Here is a 21,247-nt window from a genome sequence, read left to right on the forward strand (position 1 = left end):
ACCCCCCCCCCCCCCCCCCCCGGCCCCCCCCCCCCCGCCCCCCCCCCCCGGGGGGGGGGGCCCCCCCCCCGGCCCCCCCCACCCCGCCCCAAGATCTTCATCAGTCTTCTAGTCGCGCCGCAGTTGACGCTTCTAATGCCAGCCGTCGAGGGAGACCTCCGGGCCTCCCTTGAGGTATCGGTGAAGGGCGCTTGAAGTAGTGTCGACGAAATTCTCGGGTACTGCGGCGGCATCGACCCACCGGACCTGGGAGTGCTTGCGGGGTTCGCGGTTCTCGGGTTCGCCGGTCCATTCCTCGGCGGCGAAGACGACGGTGAGGAAGCCATTGGGGGCTTCGACGCCCCAGGCGCCGTGGATGATGTGGGCGACCTTGAGGGACTCGGGCTTCACGGTGAGGCCGGTCTCCTCGTAGAGCTCGCGGACTGCCGTCTCAGTGATGGGCTCGCCCGGTTCGCTCTTGCCGACGGGGAGGTCCCACAGGCCCTGGGCGAACTTGGCGTTCTCGCTGCGCTGGAGAAGGACGACGCGGTTGGTGGCCTTGTCGTGGACGATAACGGCCGCGACGAGCAGCGTCATCGAGTCGAGCGCCGGCTTGAGGGCTTGGGTGCGGTTGTCGGTCTGCTGGGCCACGGGGTTCCCTTCGTCGGGGCGGTTGTTGGGCATGTTAGGCGAGGGCCTCGCGGGCTCGGCGGGCGAGATCCGCAGCTCCGGGGACGCGGCGGCGCTGGTAGATGGCGAGCGTGGAGCGGGTCGAGGTGATCGCCTTGCGGGTGCGGTCGGAGGTCATGCCCTCCATGAGGACGATGGCCTGGGTCCAGGCCGCGACCGCTTCGTCGGCTCGGGCTTGAGCGGCGAGGCTGTCGCCGAGGTCGGCGTGGGTGAGGGCGTGGACGCGCTTGTACTTCTCCGGGTCCCAGCGGGTGAGCGCGTCACGGTGCTGCTGTTCCGTACCGATGTGGTCGGCGAGGTCGGTCAGCGTGCGGGCGGTGTGGCTGGCGACTGTGCCGGCTGCGGGGCCGCTGACGCGGGAGAAGCTGGGCTGGGGACCGTCCTCGCGCAGGAGTGCGTCTTCGGCGGCGAGGAGAGCGCGGGCGGCCAGTGGGTTCTCGCCGACGGCTGCGTAGGCGCGGGCGTGCGTGATGTGGAGGAGTGCTTCCGTCTGTCCGTCGACATGGCCGAGGCCGCGGGCAAGAGCTCCTTCGACGAGGTCCACGCAGTGGTGGGGTTGCTTGAGGCTGAGGGACTGGTGGGCGAGGGCGCGCATCATCCATGCGGCGTGGCCGTGGGGGTCGGCTTCGCAGGCGAGTTGGTAGCCGACCTGGTAGTAGCGCTGGGCGGCGCCTTCGTGTCCGAGGTCGTGGTGCTTCCACCCCGCGAGGTAGGCGAGTTCGGCGACGGCGCCGAAGGCAGCCTGGCGTAAGAGTTCCGAGGGGAAGCGGCCGCGCAGCATGGGGGCGGCTGTGTCGGCGAGGTACGCGGTGACTGTGGTCAGGCCGTGTCCGCCGCCGAGCCTCTCGTCGGCGGCACTGAAGGCCGCCGTGATCTGTCGCACGACGTCGATGTCGTCGCTGCCGACGAGGGAGCGGGCGGTGCGGGCGCGGAGCATCCGCGAGGTGGCCTCGTGGTCGTGCTGGAGCGGCATGGCCACGCCGGCCGTGGTGAAGGCGGCGATGGCGAGGAAGTGACGGCGCTCGACGTCGGCGCGGCCGAGGTCGGTGACCGCTGTGACGGGGTCGCTGTCCGGTAAGGACTCCGCGTCAGGTGAGTGGAGACCGAGCTCGGTTCGGGTGACGACGCGTCCCAGCCGCCGGGAGAGAGCTTCGGCGAGGTACTGGCCTGCCCGGCCGGACGGCACGCGGGCACCGCCCACCCAGTGGGCGATGGCCGACTTGTTGGTCTGGAGCAGTTCGCCGTTCTCGGCGGCGATCCGGCGTACGTCCCTGGCGAGCGCGTCGTACGTGCACCCGGCGGCGTTGATCGTGTCGCGCAGGCGGGAGTTGGCGCGGGTCGGTGCCGGCACGATCGCCTCCACTCCGATTCCGTAAACCGTGTATACCGCTTGGCCTCGGTCACACCGTACCCACTCTGCGTAGCGGGCGGTTCACTTATCGACAGCTGCCCCACTCACGGCATCACGGGCCGGGCGGCCCCCAAGTTCCGTACGCCCAACGGGCTCGGGCATTCCTGTGCCCCGGTCCGGACGATCAGAGACGGAGACACGGTGACCACCATCGACACCGCGACCATCACGGTCGAGCTGCCCGACGCCTTCGACCCGCGCTGGAACCGCCTGCCCGGCATCCAGGTCGACGGCCGACGCATCACCATCGACCCGGCCGACTACTTCTTCCGCTTCGAGTCCAACACCTGGCTCGTCGCCGACTGGGAGCTGGTGAAGGCGCAGCTCCTGGACGTGAACGAGACGACCGAGAACGCGGTCGAGCAGCTCGCGCTCGACTTCATCAAGCAGCACAGCGAATCCACCTCCGACGCCGCCCGTGTGCTGACGACGGCGTACGGGGTGTACGCGTACCTCTTCCGCGAGGAGCACCTGGCCGGCCTCGGCCTCCCGCAGGTCGCCGCCGGCCACCTGCGCATGCTGCGCGAGGCGGCCACGTTGATGGCGCTCAACAAGGTCGAGCTGGACGGGCACATCTCCAACGTCGGCCCGTGCTGGTTCTTTCCTGCCGCCACATCCGTCGTCTTCGACCTGGACGACGAGACGGGCGGAATGCTGGACGAGGTCTACCACGGCGGCTGGTTCAACGAGCACCGCCGGATCGAGTCCATCAAGGCCCACGCCGCGCTCGGCGGCCGGCTCGTGCACGGCTGCCAGTCCGTGCCGGACCAGTCCGGCGGCGTCGTCGCACCTTACGGTGCCTCGATGGCCAACTTCCGCGACGACCTGGGCGAGTTCAAGACGGGCTGGATCGAGCAGGTCTATGCCCACCGCGTGACCGAAGCCGATTGATCCCACCCCAGTACGGCTCCGGGGCGGGCCAGCTCGCGCGCGCCCGCCCCGGAGCCACCAGCCCCTGGAGACCTCATGGACCAGAGCCTGTCCGCCACCCTGCTGAGCGACCTGTGCGCTCTCGTCGGCAAGCCCCTCCCCGAATGCACCGAGATTCGCGTCTGGGCCATGTCCGGCGTCGAACGCCTCACCTTCCCCGACGGCACCACGGCCGTCTTCAAGTACGCCAAGGAGCCCTTCGACCGCGAGGCCCAGGCCCTGCGGATGGCCCACCAGCGCCGGCTCCCGGTCCCCGCGCTCCACGCAACCGCCCTGCGGGACAAGTGGCTCGGGATGCTCATGGACGACCTCGGCACTCCCGTACGGGACGCCGACGACCTCGACGGTGTCGCCGCCGCCGTCATGCTCCACGCCGCCCGCCCGGCGGGCGGTCTGCCCCTCCTCGACGGGGCGGGCCTCGCAGCCCTGCCCGGCCGAGCCCTGGATCACCTCCAGCGGCTGCGGAAAGCCGACCGGTGGACGGGCTGCGACGACATCGAGACCGCACTGGGGAAGATCTCTGCCGCAGCTGAGGCCCGTGTCCAGGGTGCGACGCTCGACCCGTTCGGCTGGGTCCACTCCGAGTTCCACCCCACGAGCATCCACATCGGGGAGAACGCCTGGCATCTCCTCGACTTCGCACGCGCCTTCACCGGCCCCGGCCTGATCGACCTCGCCTCGTACCACGGCACCACCGACGTACCCAGCCCCTTCCGCATGCGGGTGTTCCTGGAGCAGTACGTCACCGCAGGCGGTCATGAAGACGCCCTCGCCTCCCGGGGCGGCCTGACCGCCGAGGCATGGGCCCTGGGCTGGCACCGCATGTGGGCCGTCGAGTGGTTCATGGAGCAGGCCATCCGCTGGATCGACGACCCGGCCAAGGACCCCGCGTACATCCCCGTTGTCCGCCGCCACCTGAACGACGTGGTCCGACTCCTGGAGGTCTAGGTGCTCGCCCAGGTCTCCCCCTGGTACACCCACGCCGCCCAGCGCACAGCCGCTGCCCCCGCGCACGCCCTCACCGCGCCGGCCCGGATGGAATGGAGCACCCACGCCGGCCTCGGTCCCGGCGCCGAGATCCTGGGCCGGGACCTGTGCGGAAAACGCGTCCTGGAGCTGGGCTGCGGCGCCGGCCACAACGTGGCCCACCTCGCGCAGCACCACCGGGCCCGCGTCACCGGCGTGGACCTGGTCGGCCTCCAGGTACGCCGGGCCCGCTCCCACTACGGCCACATCGACGGCGCCACGTTCGACGCCTGCCACGCACTGCACCACCTGCAGGCCACCGGCCAGACCTTCGACGCGATCTACTCCGTCTTCGGCGCCGTCGGCCTCGTCGCCCCCGACCTCCTCCTCGCCGCCGTTTCCCGACGCCTGAAACCGAGCGGCGTACTGGCCTTCTCCGTCCCTCACCCGGCACGGGCCGGAAGAAACCCATCCACGGACGACCGTCCGCGCGAGGACTACGTCACCATGCCCGACCGCACCCGACTGCCCCTCGCCCGATGGGAGTTCGGCGCCCGCCGCTGGGAGGCCCACCTCTCCCGGACCGGCCTGCACATCACCTCGACGGTGGAGCTGCGGCATCCACGCCGCGACCCGTGGCCCACCACCCTCCTGATCACCGCCCGCAAACGCTGACCACCGGAGGCACCGATGCCCCTGCCCTACCTGCTCCTGGACATCGACGGTGTCCTCATCCCGTTCCCGGCCGCCGACGGCAGCACCCCGCCCAGCCACGTCCGCCACACCGTCCTGCCCACCGGCCGGCACCCCGACGACCCCGTGCCCATCTGGCTCGACCCGAGTCACGGCGGCCTTCTCACCGGCCTCCTGACCAGCGGACTCGTCACCCCCGTGTGGTGCACGAGCTGGCGCAGGGACGCCACCACGATCATCGGCCCTCTTCTGGGGCTGCCCGACTTCCCTTACCTCGACCTGCCTCGCCCCCAGATCACCATCAGCCACCCCGACGGCTACCTCTGGAAACGCGACCACGTCGACACCTGGCTCGGCAAAGCTCCCGCCGTCTGGATCGACGACGACTTCACCAGCCTCGACCACGCCTGGGCGGCGGAACGCACCGCCGGAGGAGCGCCGACCCTCATCGTTCAGCCCGACCCGCACTTCGGGCTGCAACCCGAGCATCTGACCGAGCTCACGACATGGGTAACGCAGTTGCCCACAGCCCGCGACGTCTGACGACTGTGCCCCCGCTGGGGCGAACGGCGGAGGCATCGTGGTGTTGCTCATCGGGCGTGAGTCGTCTGCGATCTGTGGCAGGAATCGGCGCCAGTGGTATCTGAGTCGGCTGGAACACTACTGCGCGCGTCTGCTCCCTGCCCGGAAAACACCGCACCCGGCCCGCCATGGACGCCAAGTTCGGCGTCCCGCGGACCGGGTGCGGGTCAGTTGGGCGACGCGACCCGCGAAACTCGCAGGTCAGACGCCCAACCTGAGATCAGGCCTTCTTGGTCTCCCAGAAGATCTTGTCGATCTCGGCGATCAGGTCCAGAGCCTTCTGGCCCGTGGCCGGGTCGTTCGACGCCTTGGCGGCGGAGAGCGCCTTCAGGGTGTCGTTGACCAGCTGGTGCAGCTGGGGGTACTTCTCGAAGTGCGGGGCCTTGAAGTAGTCGCTCCAGAGCACGGAGACGTGGTGCTTCGCGAGCTCCGCACGCTGTTCCTTGATCAGGACCGAGCGGGTGCGGAAGTCCGCGTCCTCGTTGGCCTGGTACTTCTCCTGGACGGCCTTGACGGACTCCGCCTCGATGCGGGCCTGGGCCGGGTCGTACACACCGCAGGGCAGGTCGCAGTGAGCGCTGACCTTCACCTTGGGGGCAAACAGGCGGGAGAGCATGGAGCTGTCCTTCCTCGTGATCGTCTTCTCAGGTGGGACATTACTCCGTGGAGCACCTGTTTCAGCGAGTGCCCCCATGGGCTTAGGTCAAAAGTCCGGGACGGGGATGAGGACCCGGGGCCGAATGTACGAGCGGCGCGCGAGACGGTGTACTGGAGGCGGACGAACGGACCGGGGAGGTAGCGGAGATGGCGGAGCCGGCGCAGGGGCCCGGGGACGGGCGGACGGCGGGGGTGCGGTTTCAGGTGGTGGAGGTGACGGGGCCCTCGATGGTGCCGACGCTGTACCACGGTGACCGGCTCCTCGTGCGGTACGGGGCGCCGGTGCGTCCGGGGGACGTGGTGATCCTGCGCCACCCCTTCCAGCAGGATCTGCTGGTGGTGAAACGGGCCACCGAGCGCCGCCCGGGCGGCTGGTGGGTGCTGGCGGACAACGCGTTCGCGGGCGGGGACAGCACGGTGTACGGGACCGTCCCGGAGGATCTCGTACTGGCCCGGGCGCATCTGCGGTTCCGGCCGCTGAGGAAGGATCAGCGGTCGCCGCTGGGGGTGCTGGGCTGGGCTGCCTCGGCGGTGCGGCCGTTGTCGGCGGACCGGTCGGCCTCCAGGCGTTTGCGGGCCCGATAGGCGGCCACGTTGGCGCGGGTCGCGCAGCGGTCGGAGCAGTACCGCCGCGACCGGTTGGTGGAGGTGTCCAGGTACGCGTTGCGGCACGGGGGCGCCTCGCAGAGGCCCAGCCGGTCCACCCCGTGGGTGGTGAGGTGGAAGGCGAGCCCCATGGTGGCGATGGCGGCGTACCCGGCGGTGGCGTTGGACGGATGGTCCGCCAGGTGCATGTGCCAGTCCGGCTTCCCGGTGCCGTCCAGGGTGTCGTGGCCGGAGATCTGCGGGCTGACGGGGAATTCCAGCAGCAGGGAGTTCAGCAGGTCGACCGCGAGGGTCTCGTCGCCCCCGTCGGCGGCCTCGAAGACGGCGCGCAGGCGGCCCCGCACGGAGCGGAAGCGGGTCACGTCGGCGTCGGTCGCCCGCCGGGCCGCCTGGGTGTTTCCGGCGAAGAGCTCGCGGACGGCGTCGACCGAGGTGAGCGCGTCCTTGTTGCGGGCCGGCTCCTCGGTGTTGACCAGACGCACGGCGTAGTCCGAGTAATAGGCCAGTTCCACTTGTCGTCCTTACGGCGTGGGTCCAAAGTTCCCTGCAACCAGCAGTGTAATGGTCGATCTCGCTATGTGAGTATTACATCGGAGGTGGGTTCACATGGCGGACACCGAGGTGACGGGTTCGGCGGCGGGCACCGACCGGCGCTCCTGGCAGCAGAGCCGGGACCGCCGGCGTGAGGGGTACACGCCGGACCGCAAGGAACGCCTCCGGATCATGCTCGACATGGCCGAAGCCGTGGGCCGGCCCCGAGCCGAGCGTGCTCGACCTCGCCTGCGGTACGGGAAGTATCACGGACCGGCTGCCGCGCCGGTTCCCGGAGGCCACCGGTACCGGCCCGGATCTCGATCCCGCGGTCCTCGCGCTCCGGGCAGGTCGGCGCACGGGTCCGGTACGGCGGGGTGTCCATGAACGCGCACCACATGACCGGTAGGTCCACTCCCCGTATCGACGCGGCCGCACGGGCCCACCGGCACGCCGGGACGGACCGGGCCCGCCGTGTCCCGGCACGGAGGACGGCCCGGGTGGTGCCCCGGCACGGAAGGCGACCCGGCACCGCACATTCCTCCCATCCGTTTGCGTCCGGCCGCAACCTCCGTCGCGGTCCGGCGCACTGGAAGGGGTGAGACGGTCCGCGCCCGCGGGCCCGGAGAGGGGCGGGGAATGCGGACGGACGAGGATGCCGCGCTGCACGCCTTCGTGGAGGCCCGACGCACCGCGCTGTTCCGCAGCGCCTATCTGCTGTGCGGCGACCGGCACGAGGCCGAGGACCTGGTGCAGACGGCGCTCGTGAAGGTGCTGGTCGGCGGCCGACGGCACGGGCGGCTCGACAACATCGAGGCGTACGCGCGCAAGACGCTGGTCAACACCTTCATCGCGTCCCGCCGCAGGTTCTGGCGGCGGGAGCAGCCCTTCGGCGAGCTGCCCGACCACGCGGGGGGCCAGCAGGACAGCGACACCGGCCTCCAGGTACGGGCGGCGCTCGCCCGGCTCACGGCCAAGCAGCGCGCGGTGCTGGTCCTCCGCTACTGGGAGGACCTGAGCGTCGAGGCCACCGCGGACCTGCTCGGAATGCGACAGAACACGGTCAAGAGCCACGCGGCTCGGGGATTGGCGGCGCTGCGCGCCGGGATGACGGAGGAATTGGTGTGAGCGACGACGTGAAGTACTTGCTGGAGAGGGCCGCGGCGGACGCCGGCCGGCCGGTGCTGTCGGCGGAGGCGGTGTACGCGGGCGCGGCCCGGGTGCGGTTCCGCCGGCGGGCGGCGGTCTCGTGCGCGGCCCTCGCGGTCGTGGCGGCCGGGGCGGTCGGCATCCCCCGGCTGCACCAGGACCCCGCCAGTCCGCTGGAACGGGTCTCGGTCGCGGCGTCCGCCACTTCCGGTACGGACAGGGCGAGCCGGGTGACGGCGTTGCTGCCCTCCGGGGTCGGCAGACTGGAGGAGGTCTCGTTGGTGTCGATCATCAAGCACGTGAAGCCGGACACGGTCGATCAGCACCGGATCGGCCCCCTGGACGGGGACTACGCGGTCCACGAGGACGGCGGGGTGGGCTATCTGACCTTCCAGGTCAGGAGTGCGAAGGAGGTCGCCGCGAAGAGCGGCGGCGGCGTGCCGCTCACCGAGCTCGACCTGTGCAAGGCCGACGGCAAGGAGCCGAAGCGCGCGGACTGCGTGCGCGAGGTGCTGCAGGACGGGCGTGTCCTCACCACGTGGAGCGATGCGATGGACTACGGGGACGGGACGCCCCAGTGGGGTCCGGAGATCGACGGGCAGCTGGTCCTGAAGGACGGCAGCGCTCTGCTGCTCCGTTCCAGCACCGGGTTCAAGGCCAAGGGGGCGCAGGGCCCGCTGCTGGAGTCGCCGCCGCTGAACAGCGCCCAGGTCCGTGAGCTGATGCAGCGCCCGGAGCTGATGCCGACGAAGTGACGGGGCGGGCGGGCGCCTCGGGCGGCCCCGGGCCGGAAGGCCGGGGCCGCCCTCGGGGGCGTCGTGGTCGTACGGTCGGGGGGCCGGCACGGCCGCGGCGCCCCCGAGGGGCGCTCGTGCCGTGTCCCCGGCCTCACGGATCAGTACACCTACAGCACCTTGGAGAGGAACGCCTGCGTCCGCTCGTGCCGCGGGTTGGTCAGCACGTCCCGCGGGTGGCCCGCTTCGACGACCACGCCGTCGTCCATGAAGACGAGCGCGTCGCCGACCTCGCGGGCGAAGCCCATCTCGTGGGTGACGACGATCATCGTCATGCCCTCCTCGGCCAGGCCGCGCATGACGTCCAGAACGTCGCCGACCAGCTCCGGGTCGAGCGCGGAGGTGGGCTCGTCGAAGAGCATCAGCTTGGGCTGCATGGCCAGGGCGCGGGCGATGGCGACCCGCTGCTGCTGCCCGCCGGAGAGCTGCGAGGGGTAGCTGTCCTGCTTGTCGGAGAGGCCGACCCGGTCCAGCAGGCGCTCCGCGCGCTCGCGGGCGACGGCCCTGGATTCGCGCAGGACCTGGACCGGTGCCTCCATGACGTTCTCGATGGCCGTCATGTGCGGGAACAGGTTGAAGCGCTGGAAGACCATGCCGATGTCCCGGCGCCGCAGGGCGACTTCGCTGTCCCTGAGCTCGTAGAGCCGGCCGTCGTGCTCCCGGTAGCCGACGAGTTCGCCGTCGACGGAGAGGCGTCCGGCGTTGATCTTCTCCAGGTGGTTGATGCACCGCAGGAAGGTCGACTTGCCGGAACCGGACGGTCCGATCAGGCAGAAGACCTCCCCGGGGGCGACCTCCAGGTCGATGCCCTTGAGGACGTGCGAGGCGCCGTAGGACTTGTGGACGCCCTCGGACTTCACCATGGCGGTCATGCGACGCCTCCCTGGGGACGGCTCAGGGACAGCACATTGGCCTTGACCCTCTGGAACGGGGTGGGCGGAAGGCTGCGGCTCGATCCGCGGGCGAAGTGACGCTCCAGGTAGTACTGGCCGATGCTCAGCACCGAGGTCGCCACCATGTACCAGACCGCCGCGAGGAAGAGCATCTCCACGGTGGCGCCGGAGGACTGGGAGACGTTCTGGGTGGAGCGCAGCAGTTCGCCGTACTGGACGGCGACCGCGAGCGAGGAGGTCTTCAGCATGTTGATGACCTCGTTGCCCGTGGGCGGCACGATGACGCGCATCGCCTGCGGGACGACGATCCGGCGCAGCGTCCTGCCGTGGGTCATGCCCAGCGCGTGCGCCGCCTCGGTCTGGCCCTCGTCGACGGACTGGAGGCCGGCGCGGCAGATCTCGGCCATGTACGCGGCCTCGTTGAGCCCGAGGCCGAGCAGCGCGCAGAGGAACGGGGTCATGAAGGACGACCACTCGTCCTTGTAGACCGGCCCGAGGTCGATGTACGTGAAGACGAGGCCGAGGTTGAACCAGACGAGCAGCTGTACGTAGACCGGGGTGCCGCGGAAGAACCAGATGTAGCCCCAGGCGACGGACGAGGTCACCGGGTTCTTGGAGAGCCGCATCACCGCGAGCACGACGCCGAGCACGATGCCGATCACCATGGCCAGCAGGGTGATGACGACGGTGTTCCTGACGCCTTCGAGGATCTGGTCGTTGAAGAAGTAGTCCGGTATCGCGCCCCAGTTGATGTCGCCCTGGGAGAAGGCGTAGACGAGGGTGGCGAGCAGGCCGAGGACCACGGCCGCGGCGACGTACCGGCCGTAGTGGCGTACCGGGACGGCCTTGATGGGCTCGGGCCCGGCAGCCGGAGCCGGCGGGGTGTCCGCATGCTCCGTCTTGTCGATGTCAGTCACTGTTGTTGCCTTTCAGCGCCGGAACCCGGTCAGGAGCCGCCGTTGATCTTGGCCTCGGTGACCGCGCCCGCGTCCACGCCCCACTTGGTGATGACCTTCTGGTACGTGCCGTCCTTGATGATCGCGTCCAGGGCCGACTGGATGGCCTTGGTGAGCTGGTCGTTGCCCTTGGCGATGGCGATGCCGTACGGGGCCGCCTCGACCTGCTCGCCGACGAGCTGGAAGTCCTTGCCGCCGCCCGAGGTCTTGACCGCGTAGGCGGCGACCGGGAAGTCGGAGGAACCGGCGTCGGCGCCGCCGGCGCGCAGCCGGGTCTGGGCCTCCAGGTCGTTGTCGAACGCCTCGATGGAGATCTTGCCCTTGGCGCCGCACTTGGCGCTCTCCGCCTTGGCGAGGTCGTGGGAGACGGTGCCGCGCTGGACGACCATCTTCTTGCCGCAGAGGTCCGCCCAGGTGGCTATGCCCTTGTCGTCGCCCTTCTTGGTGTAGATCGAGACGCCGGCGGTGAAGTAGTCGACGAAGTCGACGCCTTCGCCGACCTTCTTGTTCGTCTCGGGGTCGACGCCGTCCTGGCGGTTCTTGGTGTCGGTCATGGCCGACATGGCCAGGTCGTAGCGGCCGGAGCGCAGGCCGGTGAGCAGGGTGTCGAAGGTGCCGTTCTCGAAGACGAACTTCACTCCGAGCTGCTTGCCGAGCGCGGCGCCGAGGTCGGGGTCGATGCCGATGGTGGCGCCGTCCTCGCCCTTGAACTCGACCGGCGGGTAGGCGATGTCGGAGCCGACCTTGATCTCGCCCTTGTCCCGGATGTCCTGGGGCAGCAGGTCGGCGAGCGGGGCGGCGGCCGACGCGGAGGCGGCCGGCTCGTCCTTCTTGGCGGAGTCGGTCTGGTCACCGCAGCCGGTCAGGATCAGCGCGCCGGCGACCGCGAGGGAGCTCACCGCAGCCAGACGGGACATGGCGGGCGTACAGCGGATGGTGCGAGCGGTCATGGTCGGAGTCCTCCGGCGGTGAGGGAGTGTCAAAAAGAAAGGGGCGCCTGAACGCATCTTCGAGTCCCGACACCCCGAGCGATTAGGGCATCTTGCCATCCGGAATAGCCCATTCAGGGGTCCAGCCATGTCAAAATCGGGTAACGGGCGACCCCCGAATCCCCAGAGGCCGACTGAGCGGAACCGGACCATCTGTGGGAATTTCACCGTGAGACCGGAGAATCTCCGGAACGGCCGGATCGGCCCGACGACTCGTGTGCCGTACAACGGACTTGCCGCCGAGCGTGCTTCCGTCGTGCGGACTTGTCGCACCATTCGCCCATGAACCACGTCACCGGGTCGAAAGAGACTCGTCCACGGCGGTCCCGGTCCGGTAAGAAAGACCTTTACACCCCTCATCCGGGGACCAGGACGCGTGTGCGGCGCGTCCGCGCGTACGAACGCTCCCCGCCGGGGCGGTCCAACCGCCGGCGCCGGGGACGTACGCGGTGCCCACCCACCCCTCCTCGACCAGGAGCGGCAACCCTCAGACGATGAAGACCTAAGGGGTCAGACAGCATGGCAGCGGAGATCGCCAATCCTCTCAACCACAGCACCGCCGGCAGCCGGGCCGGAGAGTCGAACGCGGCCGACGAGCCCTTCGATCCGGCCTTCGCGCTCCACCGCGGCGGGAAGATGGCCGTGCAGGCCACCGTGCCGATCCGCGACAAGGACGACCTGTCCCTCGCCTACACGCCGGGTGTCGCCAAGGTGTGCAGCGCCATCGCGGAGAACCCGGAGCTCGTCCACGACTACACCTGGAAGTCGCAGGTCGTGGCGGTCGTCACGGACGGCACCGCCGTTCTCGGGCTCGGGGACATCGGCCCCGAGGCGTCCCTCCCGGTGATGGAGGGCAAGGCCATCCTCTTCAAGCAGTTCGGCGGTGTGGACGCGGTGCCGATCGCGCTCGCCACCACCGACACGGACGAGATCGTGGAGACCGTCGTCCGGCTCGCGCCCTCCTTCGGCGGGGTCAACCTGGAGGACATCTCGGCGCCCCGCTGCTTCGAGATCGAGCGCAGGCTCCAGGAGCGGCTGGACATCCCGGTCTTCCACGACGACCAGCACGGCACCGCCGTGGTGACGCTGGCCGCCCTGCGCAACGCGGCGAAGCTCTCCGGCCGGACCCTGGGCGACCTGCGCGGGGTCATCTCCGGTGCGGGCGCGGCCGGTGTGGCCATCGCGAAGTTCCTGCTGGCGGCGGGCATCGGCGACATCGCCGTCGCCGACCGCAAGGGCATCGTCAGCCGGGACCGCGAGGACCTCAGCGAGGTCAAGCGGGAGCTGGCCGAGATCACCAACAAGGCCGGGATCTCCGGCCCGCTGGAGGACGCGCTGGCCGGTGCGGACGTCTTCATCGGCGTCTCCGGCGGCACGGTCCCCGAGCCCGCCGTCGCCTCGATGGCGCCGGGCGCGTACGTCTTCGCCATGGCCAACCCGACCCCCGAGGTTCACCCGGACATCGCGCACAAGTACGCGTCGGTCGTGGCCACCGGGCGTTCGGACTACCCGAACCAGATCAACAACGTGCTGGCCTTCCCCGGCATCTTCGCCGGCGCGCTCCAGGTCCGGGCCTCCCGGATCACCGAGGGCATGAAGATCGCCGCGGCGAACGCGCTGGCCGACGTGGTCGGCGACGAGCTGGCCGCGGAGTACGTGATCCCGTCGCCGTTCGACGAGCGGGTGGCCCCGGCGGTGACGGCCGCGGTCGCCGCCGCCGCGCGCGCCGAGGGCGTCGCCCGGCGCTGACACCCGTAGACACCGCAGACGTACGAAGCCCCGCTCTCCCGCATGACGGGGAGCGGGGCTTCGTACGTACCCGGGTCGCTCAGTGGCTGCGGCGGGTGACGAACTCCGCGAGGGAGAGCAGGTCGCCGGCGGCCGCCAGGTCGGGCACGGCCCGGGAGAGGTGGTGGACCGCCCGGGCCATCCGGTCGGCCGCCGCGGCCTGCGCCCAGTCGCGCCCGCCGGCCCGCTCCACGGCGTCGGCGGCCCGGCGGACCTCGTCCGGTGCGCCGAGGGGGCCCTCGTAGAGCGCGGCGAGGTCGGCTGCCGCCGGGGTCCCCGAGGTGAGCGCGGCCACCACGGGCAGGGACTTCTTGTGGGCGGTGAGGTCCGCGCCGACCGGTTTGCCGGTGCGTGCCTGATCGCCCCAGATGCCGATCAGGTCGTCGATGAGCTGGAAGGAGAGCCCCGACTCCCGGCCGAAGCCGTCCATCGCGCCGACCGACCGGTCCGGGGCGCCCGCGTAGAGGGCGCCGATCGCGCAGGCGCAGCCGAGCAGGGCACCGGTCTTGGCCATGGCCATGGTGAGGCACTCGTCGAGGGTGACTTCCCGGGGGCCTCGTGCCTCGAAGGCGCAGTCGGCCTGCTGGCCGGCGCAGAGCTCGATGACGCAGGCGGTGAGCCGTGCCGTGGCGGGGCCCGAGGCGGGGTGGTCGTCGTCGGCGAGCAGCCGCAGGGCGAGGGCGAGCATGGCGTCACCGGTGATGACGGCGTCCGGGACGCCGAAGACCGCCCAGGCGGTGGGCCGGTGGCGCCGGGTGGCGTCCTCGTCGATGACGTCGTCGTGGAGCAGGGTGAAGTTGTGCACGAGTTCGACGGCCACGGCGGCACGCACCGCGCGGTCCGGGTCGCCGCCCAGCGCGCGGACCGCCGCCAGCACCAGGGCGGGTCTGATGGCCTTGCCGGCCGGGCTCGGGGCGGTGCCGGCCTCGTTGCCCCCGGCGTCGGCCCAGCCGAAGTGGTACATCGCCACCCGGCGCATCCCGCCGGGCAGCGACGCCACCGCGGCGCGCAGGTGCGGGTCGACGACGGCCCGGGTCCGTTCCAGGAGCGCGGCGGCCTCGAAGCCCTCGGTCGCGGCGTCCGTACTCGTCATGGTCACGGTCACTCCCTCTGTCGCTCTGTCGCCGGTGGACCCCCGGTCCGGTTCCTTCCCGGGCCGGGGGTGCGGGGTCGTACGCGCGGCGCGGTGGCGCGGGCACGGGCGAGGGTGCGCCATCGCCCTGCCGTCCGCCGGGCGGCGCCCGGCGGGCGGCAAGGTGGAGACGCACCCCAGGACCCGGACACCGCCCGGAGGCCGCGCTTGGCTCCGGGCCCACCGCACGGGTCGTCAGTGCCAGCGGCTGACCTCCACGTTCTCCAGGACCCCGAGGGCGTCCGGGACGAGGACGGCGGCGGAGTAGTAGGCCGTGACCAGGTAGGAGATGATCGCCTGCTCGTCGATGCCCATGAAGCGGACGGAGAGGCTCGGCTCGATCTCGTCCGGGATACCGGTCTGGTGGAGGCCGATGACGCCCTGCTCGGCCTCGCCGGTCCTCATGCAGATGATGGAGGTGGTACGGGCGTCGGTGACCGGGATCTTGTTCGACGGGAAGATCGGCACCCCGCGCCAGGCCGGCACGTGGTGGCCGCCGACGTCCACGCTCTCCGGGACGAGTCCGCGCCGGTTGCACTCGCGCCCGAAGGCCGCGATGGCGCGGGGGTGGGCGAGGAAGAGCTTCGATCCGCGCCGCCGGGAGAGGAGTTCGTCCATGTCGTCGGGGCCGGGCACCCCGTCGTGCGGCTGGAGCCGCTGGCCGTAGTCGCAGTTGTTGAGGAGGCCGAACTCCCGGTTGTTGATGAGCTCGTGCTCCTGGCGTTCGCGGAGCGCCTCGACCGTGAGCCGCAACTGCTGCTCGGTCTGGTTCATCGGCTGGTTGTACAGGTCCGCGACGCGGCTGTGCACCTTCAGTACGGTCTGGGCGACGCTGAGTTCGTACTCGCGGGGCGCCGCGTCGTAGTCCACGAAGGTGTGCGGGACGACGGCTTCGCCGACGTGTCCCGCGGAGAGGTCGATCGCCGCCTCGCCGTAGTTGTTGGTCCGCTGCTGCGGGATGGCGAGCAGCCCGGCGAGGTGGCTGCGGAGGGTGTCGACCCGCTCGGCGAGGTTGAGCACGTCGGCGCGGCTCAGGGTCAGCAGGGTGCAGGCGGTGGCCGCGCGGGTGGTGAACTCCCACTGCGCGTCGCCCTCCACCAGGGAGTGGTCGCCGAAGTAGGAGCCGTCCGCGAGGACTCCGAGGACCGTCTCGTCGCCGTAGGGGCCCGTACCGATCTTCTCGACGCGGCCGTGCGCCAGCAGGTAGACCCGGTCCGCCGCGTCCCCCGAGGCCGCGATGACCTCCCCGGCGGCCACGCTGCGCTGTTCGCAGCGGCGGGCCAGCTCGGCGAGCGCCTCCTCGTCCGCGTAGTCGCGGAGCGCGGGCAGTTCGCCGAGCTCCGCGGGGATGACGGCGACCCGGTCGCCGGTCTGCACGAAGGTCACCCGTCCGTCTCCGACCGAGTAGCTGAGCCGACGGTTCACCCGGTACGTGCCGCCCTGCACCTGCACCCACGGCAGCGTCTTCAGCAGCCACCGGGAGGTGATCTCCTGCATCTGCGGCGCGGACTTGGTGGTCGTCGCGAGGTTCCTCGCAGCGGCCGTGCCGAGACTCTGCTGCGGCGTGCCCTGCGTGTCGCGAACCTCTTCACCAACGGACATCTGACGGGTCCTCTCGATCATGGGCTGAGCTGCGCGAAGAAGCCTTTCAGCACGGAGTGTCGCTACGCCATTACACAAAAGAGTGCGACTAAACATGCTTCGATCGGGGCAGTGGGGCCGGACGGCGCCCGCCGCGTTCGATAATTTGCATCGCTGGTACCAGTTATCTACGGTGCCCTCATGCGGCTGACGAGATTCACCGACGTGGCGCTGCGGGTCCTGATGCGCCTCGCCGTCGTCGGGAACGGCGAGGCACCGACCACCCGGGAGGTGGCGGCGACCATGCGCGTGCCGTACACCCACACCGCCAAGGTGGTCGCCCGGCTCCAGCACCTCGGCCTGGTCGAGGCGCGTCGGGGGCGCGGCGGCGGGCTCACCCTCACCGGGTCCGGCCGCACCGCCTCGGTCGGCCGCATCGTCCGCGAGCTCGAAGGCGCCGGCGACGTCGTCGAGTGCGAGGGGGACAGCCCCTGCCCACTGCTCGCCGCCTGCCGGCTGCGCGGCGCCCTGCGTCGGGCCCAGGAGGCCTTCTTCGCGGAGCTGGACCCGATCACCGTCTCCGAACTCGTCGCCTCGCCCACCGGACCCCTGCTCGTCGGCATCGGCGCGACCCGCGCCGACACCGGCTGAACCTCACCGCCCGCCGACACCGGCTGAACCTCACCGCCGCACCGGGTGCGCGCCCCCACGGGCCGCACGGGGTGTACGCGTCCCGTGAAATACGCATCCCATATACCAATTCAACATCCGAGGAGTCCCGATGCTCTCCGAGCAGTCGACCGCCACCGTCCGCGCCACTCTCCCCGCCGTCGGCGCCGCCATCGGGGACATCGCCGATCTCTTCTACGAAAAGCTCTTCGCCGCCCACCCCGAGCTGCTCAGGGACCTCTTCAACCGGGGAAACCAGGCCGCCGCGACCCAGCAGCGCGCCCTCGCGGGCTCGGTCGCCGCCTTCGCGACGATGCTGGTCGAGCACCCGGACACCCGGCCCGACGTGATGCTGAGCCGGATCGCCCACAAGCACGCCTCCCTCGGCGTGACGGCCGCGCAGTACGAGGTGGTGCACACGCACCTCTTCGCCGCCGTCGCGGAGGTGCTGGGCGACGCGGTCACCCCCGAGGTGGCCGCCGCCTGGGACGAGGTCTACTGGCTGATGGCCAACGCTTTGATCGCCGTCGAGGACCGGCTCTACGCGGAACGCGGCGTCGCCGCGGGCCAGGTCTGGCAGGAGTGGGAGGTGGCCGGGCGCACCGCGGAGACCGCCGACGCCACCACCTTCCGGCTCCGCCCCGCCGACGGCGCCCCGGCCCCGGCCTTCCGGCCCGGCCAGTACGTCTCCGTCCAGGTGGAACTCCCGGACGGCGCCCGCCAGATACGCCAGTACAGCCTCTCCGGCGCCCCGGACCCCGCGCTGCGTTCGATCACCGTCAAGCGGGTGCACGGCGGCGACGGGCCGGACGGCGAGGTGTCGGCGCACCTGCACACGCAGGTACACCCCGGCGACCGCCTGCGCGTCTCGCTGCCGTACGGGGACCTGACCCTCGGCGCGCCCGTCGGCGCCGCCCCGCTGCTGCTCGCCTCGGCGGGGATCGGCTGTACCCCGATGCTGTCGTTCCTGGAGCACCTCGCGGCCACCGGCCACGACGCCCCGGTGACCGTGGTGCACGGCGACCGCTCCCCCGCCGACCACGCCCTGAGGCACGACCACGCGCGGCTGACCGCCGCGCTCAAGGGCGGCGCCGCCCACTTCTGGTACGAGCACCCCGAGGCCGGCCACCCCGCCGGGCGCACCGGGCCGGTCGACCTCGACGGCCTGACGGTCGCCCCCGGCACCCACGCCTACCTCTGCGGCCCGCTGCCCTTCATGCGCGCCGTACGGACCCAGCTGCTGGCCAAGGGCGTCCCGGCGGCGGACATCCACTACGAGGTGTTCGGGCCCGACCTCTGGCTCGCCCAGGACTGACCCGCGCGGACCGGGGCGGGAGGACGGCGGCGACACTGGAGGAGTGACCCCGACCGGCCCCGCCGCCCCTCGCCCCGACGCCCCCGCCCCCGTCCCCGCCGCCCCGGGCCCCGTCCCCGCCGCCACCGCCCCGGACCCCGCCTCCGTACTCCGCCCCCGGCTGCCCTCCCCGCTGGTGGAGGTGGACGACGGGCGGTTCGCCCGGCACGGGGTGAGGCTGCTGCTCAAGCGGGACGACCTGATCCACCCGGACCTGCCGGGCAACAAGTGGCGCAAGCTGGCGCCCAACCTCGCGGACGGCGACGGGCGCCCGGTGCTGACGTTCGGCGGGGCGTACTCCAACCATCTGCGGGCGACCGCCGCCGCCGGGCGGCTGCTGGGCTTCGCCACCGTCGGGGTGGTACGCGGCGACGAACTCGCCGGCCGCCCGCTGAACCCCTCGCTCGCCCGGTGCGCGGCCGACGGGATGCGGCTGCACTTCGTGGACCGGCGGACGTACCGCGCGAAGGACGATCCCCGGGTGCTGGCGGCGCTGCTGGACCGCTTCGGGGACGCGAGGGTCATCCCGGAGGGCGGCAGCAACGCACGGGCCGCACAGGGCTGTACGGAGCTCGGGGGCGAACTGCGGGGGCGTACCGAGGTCGCGGCCGTGGCCTGCGGCACCGGCGGCACCCTGGCGGGTCTGGCGGCCGGCCTGGACCCGGGACAACGGGCCCTCGGCGTCGCGGTACTGCGCGGCGGCTTCCTCACCGACGCGGTGCGCGGCCTCCAGCGCGAGGCGTTCGGCGGTCCGGCCGGGCGGTGGTCGGTGGAGGACCGCTTCGCGTTCGGCGGGTACGCGCGTACGCCCCCGGAACTCCATGCCTTCGCCGACGACTTCGAGGACCGGCACGGACTGCCGGTCGAGCGGATCTACGTGGCGAAGCTGCTGTACGCGCTGGTCCGGCTGGCCGGGGAGGGCGCGTTCGCCCCGGGCGCCCGGGTGACCGCGGTGGTCACCGGACGCCCGGAACCCGCGGAGGAGGGGACCGCCTCCAGTCAGTCGGCGTCCGTCTCGCGGTAGGCGGCGGCCTCTTCGAGGTCGAGTCGGCGCAGCAGGGTGCGGAGCATCTCGTCGTCGATGCGGCGGTCGTCGCGCAGGCGTACGAAGACCTCGCGTTCGGCCTCGATCATGTCGCGGGAGAGCCGGCGGTAGGTGTCGTCGGCCGACTCGCCGGTGAGCGGGTTGGGGGCGCCGAGGCGTTCCCAGACGGCGTTGCGGCGGCGTTCCATGACCGTGCGCAGCCGGTCGGCGAGGGGCCCGGGGAGGCTGTTGCGCTCGTCCGCGAGGAGGTCGTCCAGCCGCTGTTCGGCCGCCGTGGAGGCTTCGCTCTGGGCTTGCGCCTCGGCGAGCGTCTGGGCCTGCGGGTCGGGGCCGGGCAGCTTCAGCACGCGGACCAGCAGCGGCAGCGTGAGCCCCTGGATGACCAGGGTGCCGATGACGGTGGTGAAGGTCAGGAAGAGCACCAGGTTGCGGGCGGGGAAGTGTTCGCCGTCGTCGGTGAAGAACGGGATGGAGAAGGCGATGGCGAGCGAGACGACCCCGCGCATTCCGGCCCAGCCGACGATCAGCGGGGAGGTCCAGTTGGTCTCCGGCTCGCGCTCCCTGATGCGGGAGGAGAGCAAGCGGGGCAGGTAGGTGGAGGGGTAGACCCAGAGAAAGCGGACGACGACGACGGCGCCGAAGACCGCGACGGCGTACCGCACGGCGTCCCACACCGCGTAGGTGCCCAAGCCCCGCAGCACGAAGGGCATCTGGAGCCCGATGAGGGCGAAGACGGCGGATTCCAGCACGAAGGCCACCATCTTCCAGACGGCGGCCTCCTGGAGCCGGGTGGCGAAGTCGACCTGCCAGGAGCGGTGTCCGAGGTAGAGGGCGACGACGACCACGGCGAGCACGCCGGAGGCGTGCACCCGCTCGGCCGCCGCGTAGGCGACGAAGGGGATCAGCAGGGAGAGGGTGTTCTGGAGCAGCGCCTCCTTGAGGTGGGTGCGCAGCCAGTGCAGGGGGACCATCAGCAGCAGACCGACGAGGACGCCGCCGACCGAGGCGAGCAGGAACTCCCACACCCCTTCGCCCCAGTTCATCCCGGCGCCCACGGCTGCGGCCAGGGCCACCTTGTAGGCGGTGATCGCGGTGGCGTCGTTCACCAGGGATTCGCCCTGGAGGATGGTGGTGACCCGGGCCGGCAGGCCGACCCGGCGCGCGATGGCGGCGGCGGTCACGGCGTCGGGCGGGGCGACGACCGCGCCGAGCACCAGCGCCGCGGGCAACGGCAGGTCCGGCACCAGGAGATAGGCGAGCCAGCCGACCGCGAGCGTGGCGAAGAGGACGTACCCGACCGACAGCAGCGCGACGGGCCGGGCGTTGGCCCGCAGGTCCAGGTAGGAGCTGTCCACGGCGGCGGTGTACAGCAGGGGCGGTAGCAGCAGCGGCAGCACGATGTGCGCGTCGAGCGTGTACGGGGGCACCCCCGGCAGGTAGGCGGCCAGTAGTCCCACGGCTACCAGCAGCAACGGGGCGGGCACCGGAGTGCGCCGCGCGGCTCCGGCTACCGCCGCACTGGCCGCGACCAGTGCGACCAGGGGCAATGCGTCCATCGGTCGGTCCTCACATCCGTCGTAACCTGGCCATCATGAGTGAGTGCCCGCACGTATCCGAATTGCCCCGCCCCGAGCCCACCCCGCTCAGCGACACCTGCGAGGAGTGCCGGGACGCCGGAACACACCCGGTGCAGCTACGACTCTGCCTGACCTGCGGGCACGTCGGCTGCTGCGATTCGTCACCACTCAGGCACGGAACGGGACACGCCCGGGAGAGCGGGCATCCCGTGGTGCGGAGCTTCGAGCCGGGCGAGAGCTGGCGCTGGTGCTACGAGGACGGTTCGATCGTCTGA

At 71.4% G+C, this 21,247-nt stretch carries 22 protein-coding genes and 1 pseudogene; 13 read left to right on the forward strand and 10 right to left on the reverse strand.

Features of this window, described 5'->3' with window-relative positions; all coding sequences use genetic code 11:
* Positions 1-132: 132 nt before the first annotated feature.
* Together ACFZAX_RS20870 and ACFZAX_RS20875 are read right to left on the reverse strand one after the other, a co-directional pair.
* Positions 133-663 carry an NUDIX domain-containing protein gene (locus ACFZAX_RS20870; protein WP_390963330.1) on the reverse strand — a complete coding sequence of 177 codons (531 nt, stop codon included), beginning with the start codon at positions 661-663 and terminating at the stop codon, positions 133-135.
* A 1-nt stretch (position 664) separates the two neighbouring features.
* On the reverse strand, positions 665-2,020 hold the full coding sequence (locus tag ACFZAX_RS20875; protein ID WP_390963331.1) for a tetratricopeptide repeat protein: 1,356 nt from the start codon (positions 2,018-2,020) through the stop codon (positions 665-667).
* Between the two features lie 201 nt (positions 2,021-2,221).
* Here ACFZAX_RS20875 and ACFZAX_RS20880 point away from each other — a divergent pair, with 201 nt between their 5' ends.
* From ACFZAX_RS20880 to ACFZAX_RS20895, 4 genes are all read left to right on the forward strand, one after another.
* On the forward strand, positions 2,222-2,971 hold the full coding sequence (locus ACFZAX_RS20880) for a hypothetical protein (RefSeq protein ID WP_390963333.1): 750 nt from the start codon (positions 2,222-2,224) through the stop codon (positions 2,969-2,971).
* 75 nt (positions 2,972-3,046) lie between these two features.
* The gene (locus ACFZAX_RS20885) at positions 3,047-3,958 is read left to right on the forward strand and encodes an aminoglycoside phosphotransferase family protein (protein WP_390963334.1); all 912 of its coding nucleotides are present in this window, start codon (positions 3,047-3,049) and stop codon (positions 3,956-3,958) included.
* On the forward strand, positions 3,959-4,651 hold the full coding sequence (locus ACFZAX_RS20890) for a methyltransferase domain-containing protein (RefSeq protein ID WP_390963335.1): 693 nt from the start codon (positions 3,959-3,961) through the stop codon (positions 4,649-4,651).
* Positions 4,652-4,666: 15 nt separating this feature from the next.
* Positions 4,667-5,212 carry an HAD domain-containing protein gene (locus tag ACFZAX_RS20895; protein ID WP_390963336.1) on the forward strand — a complete coding sequence of 182 codons (546 nt, stop codon included), beginning with the start codon at positions 4,667-4,669 and terminating at the stop codon, positions 5,210-5,212.
* A 259-nt stretch (positions 5,213-5,471) separates the two neighbouring features.
* Here the strand turns inward: ACFZAX_RS20895 and sodN are convergent, their stop codons facing one another.
* On the reverse strand, positions 5,472-5,867 hold the full coding sequence (gene sodN / locus ACFZAX_RS20900; RefSeq protein WP_266708992.1) for a superoxide dismutase, Ni: 396 nt from the start codon (positions 5,865-5,867) through the stop codon (positions 5,472-5,474).
* A gap of 188 nt (positions 5,868-6,055) precedes the next feature.
* On the opposite strand from sodN, the gene sodX reads away from it, so the two are divergent.
* Complete coding sequence (gene sodX, locus ACFZAX_RS20905; protein WP_390963337.1) at positions 6,056-6,493, forward strand: nickel-type superoxide dismutase maturation protease; 438 nt, start codon at positions 6,056-6,058, stop codon at positions 6,491-6,493.
* Here sodX and ACFZAX_RS20910 read toward each other — a convergent pair.
* Positions 6,397-7,026 carry an ABATE domain-containing protein gene (locus ACFZAX_RS20910; RefSeq protein WP_390963338.1) on the reverse strand — a complete coding sequence of 210 codons (630 nt, stop codon included), beginning with the start codon at positions 7,024-7,026 and terminating at the stop codon, positions 6,397-6,399. The two genes, sodX and ACFZAX_RS20910, sit on opposite strands and share 97 nt — an antisense overlap.
* Positions 7,027-7,120: 94 nt before the next feature.
* Between ACFZAX_RS20910 and ACFZAX_RS20915 the strand changes: the two are divergent.
* From ACFZAX_RS20915 to ACFZAX_RS20925, 3 genes and pseudogenes are all read left to right on the forward strand, one after another.
* Positions 7,121-7,530 (forward strand): annotated as a pseudogene (locus ACFZAX_RS20915) (class I SAM-dependent methyltransferase); the annotation flags it as partial.
* Positions 7,531-7,684: 154 nt separating this feature from the next.
* The gene (locus ACFZAX_RS20920) at positions 7,685-8,173 is read left to right on the forward strand and encodes a SigE family RNA polymerase sigma factor (RefSeq protein WP_390963339.1); all 489 of its coding nucleotides are present in this window, start codon (positions 7,685-7,687) and stop codon (positions 8,171-8,173) included.
* Positions 8,170-8,949, forward strand: coding sequence for a hypothetical protein (locus ACFZAX_RS20925; RefSeq protein WP_390963340.1), 780 nt, complete (start codon positions 8,170-8,172; stop codon positions 8,947-8,949). Before ACFZAX_RS20920 ends, ACFZAX_RS20925 begins: the two co-directional genes overlap by 4 nt.
* Positions 8,950-9,098: 149 nt before the next feature.
* Here ACFZAX_RS20925 and ACFZAX_RS20930 read toward each other — a convergent pair whose 3' ends face one another.
* The 3 genes from ACFZAX_RS20930 to ACFZAX_RS20940 are packed head-to-tail and all read right to left on the reverse strand — an operon-like array spanning position 9,099 to position 11,787.
* On the reverse strand, positions 9,099-9,851 hold the full coding sequence (locus tag ACFZAX_RS20930; protein WP_390963618.1) for an ATP-binding cassette domain-containing protein: 753 nt from the start codon (positions 9,849-9,851) through the stop codon (positions 9,099-9,101).
* A 5-nt stretch (positions 9,852-9,856) separates the two neighbouring features.
* Positions 9,857-10,798 (reverse strand): ABC transporter permease subunit, encoded by a 942-nt coding sequence (locus ACFZAX_RS20935; RefSeq protein ID WP_390963341.1) that lies wholly within the window; start codon positions 10,796-10,798, stop codon positions 9,857-9,859.
* A gap of 29 nt (positions 10,799-10,827) precedes the next feature.
* A complete protein-coding gene (locus tag ACFZAX_RS20940) occupies positions 10,828-11,787 on the reverse strand; it encodes a transporter substrate-binding domain-containing protein (RefSeq protein WP_390963343.1) in 960 nt (319 codons plus the stop codon).
* Positions 11,788-12,345: 558 nt separating this feature from the next.
* On the opposite strand from ACFZAX_RS20940, the gene ACFZAX_RS20945 reads away from it, so the two are divergent.
* Positions 12,346-13,575, forward strand: coding sequence for a malic enzyme-like NAD(P)-binding protein (locus ACFZAX_RS20945; RefSeq protein ID WP_390963344.1), 1,230 nt, complete (start codon positions 12,346-12,348; stop codon positions 13,573-13,575).
* Positions 13,576-13,654: 79 nt separating this feature from the next.
* Here ACFZAX_RS20945 and ACFZAX_RS20950 read toward each other — a convergent pair whose 3' ends face one another.
* On the reverse strand, positions 13,655-14,707 hold the full coding sequence (locus ACFZAX_RS20950; protein ID WP_390963619.1) for a family 2 encapsulin nanocompartment cargo protein polyprenyl transferase: 1,053 nt from the start codon (positions 14,705-14,707) through the stop codon (positions 13,655-13,657).
* Between the two features lie 234 nt (positions 14,708-14,941).
* A complete protein-coding gene (locus ACFZAX_RS20955) occupies positions 14,942-16,348 on the reverse strand; it encodes a family 2B encapsulin nanocompartment shell protein (protein ID WP_390963345.1) in 1,407 nt (468 codons plus the stop codon).
* Positions 16,349-16,528: 180 nt separating this feature from the next.
* Here ACFZAX_RS20955 and ACFZAX_RS20960 point away from each other — a divergent pair, with 180 nt between their 5' ends.
* The 3 genes from ACFZAX_RS20960 to ACFZAX_RS20970 all read left to right on the forward strand — a co-directional run bounded on the left by ACFZAX_RS20960 (position 16,529) and on the right by ACFZAX_RS20970 (position 19,374).
* Positions 16,529-16,978 (forward strand): Rrf2 family transcriptional regulator, encoded by a 450-nt coding sequence (locus tag ACFZAX_RS20960; RefSeq protein WP_390963346.1) that lies wholly within the window; start codon positions 16,529-16,531, stop codon positions 16,976-16,978.
* 130 nt (positions 16,979-17,108) lie between these two features.
* Positions 17,109-18,311, forward strand: a complete 1,203-nt coding sequence (locus ACFZAX_RS20965; protein WP_390963348.1) for a globin domain-containing protein — start codon at positions 17,109-17,111, stop codon at positions 18,309-18,311.
* A 160-nt stretch (positions 18,312-18,471) separates the two neighbouring features.
* Positions 18,472-19,374, forward strand: a complete 903-nt coding sequence (locus ACFZAX_RS20970; RefSeq protein WP_390963620.1) for a pyridoxal-phosphate dependent enzyme — start codon at positions 18,472-18,474, stop codon at positions 19,372-19,374.
* Here the strand turns inward: ACFZAX_RS20970 and ACFZAX_RS20975 are convergent.
* Entirely contained in the window at positions 19,350-20,951 is a 1,602-nt protein-coding gene (locus ACFZAX_RS20975) for a Na+/H+ antiporter (RefSeq protein WP_390963349.1), read from the reverse strand. The genes ACFZAX_RS20970 and ACFZAX_RS20975 overlap by 25 nt on opposite strands.
* Positions 20,952-20,986: 35 nt before the next feature.
* On the opposite strand from ACFZAX_RS20975, the gene ACFZAX_RS20980 reads away from it, so the two are divergent.
* Positions 20,987-21,247, forward strand: a complete 261-nt coding sequence (locus tag ACFZAX_RS20980; RefSeq protein ID WP_390963350.1) for a UBP-type zinc finger domain-containing protein — start codon at positions 20,987-20,989, stop codon at positions 21,245-21,247.

The sequence above is a fragment of the Streptomyces sp. NPDC008125 genome, assembly GCF_042957125.1.
GTDB lineage: Bacteria > Actinomycetota > Actinomycetes > Streptomycetales > Streptomycetaceae > Streptomyces.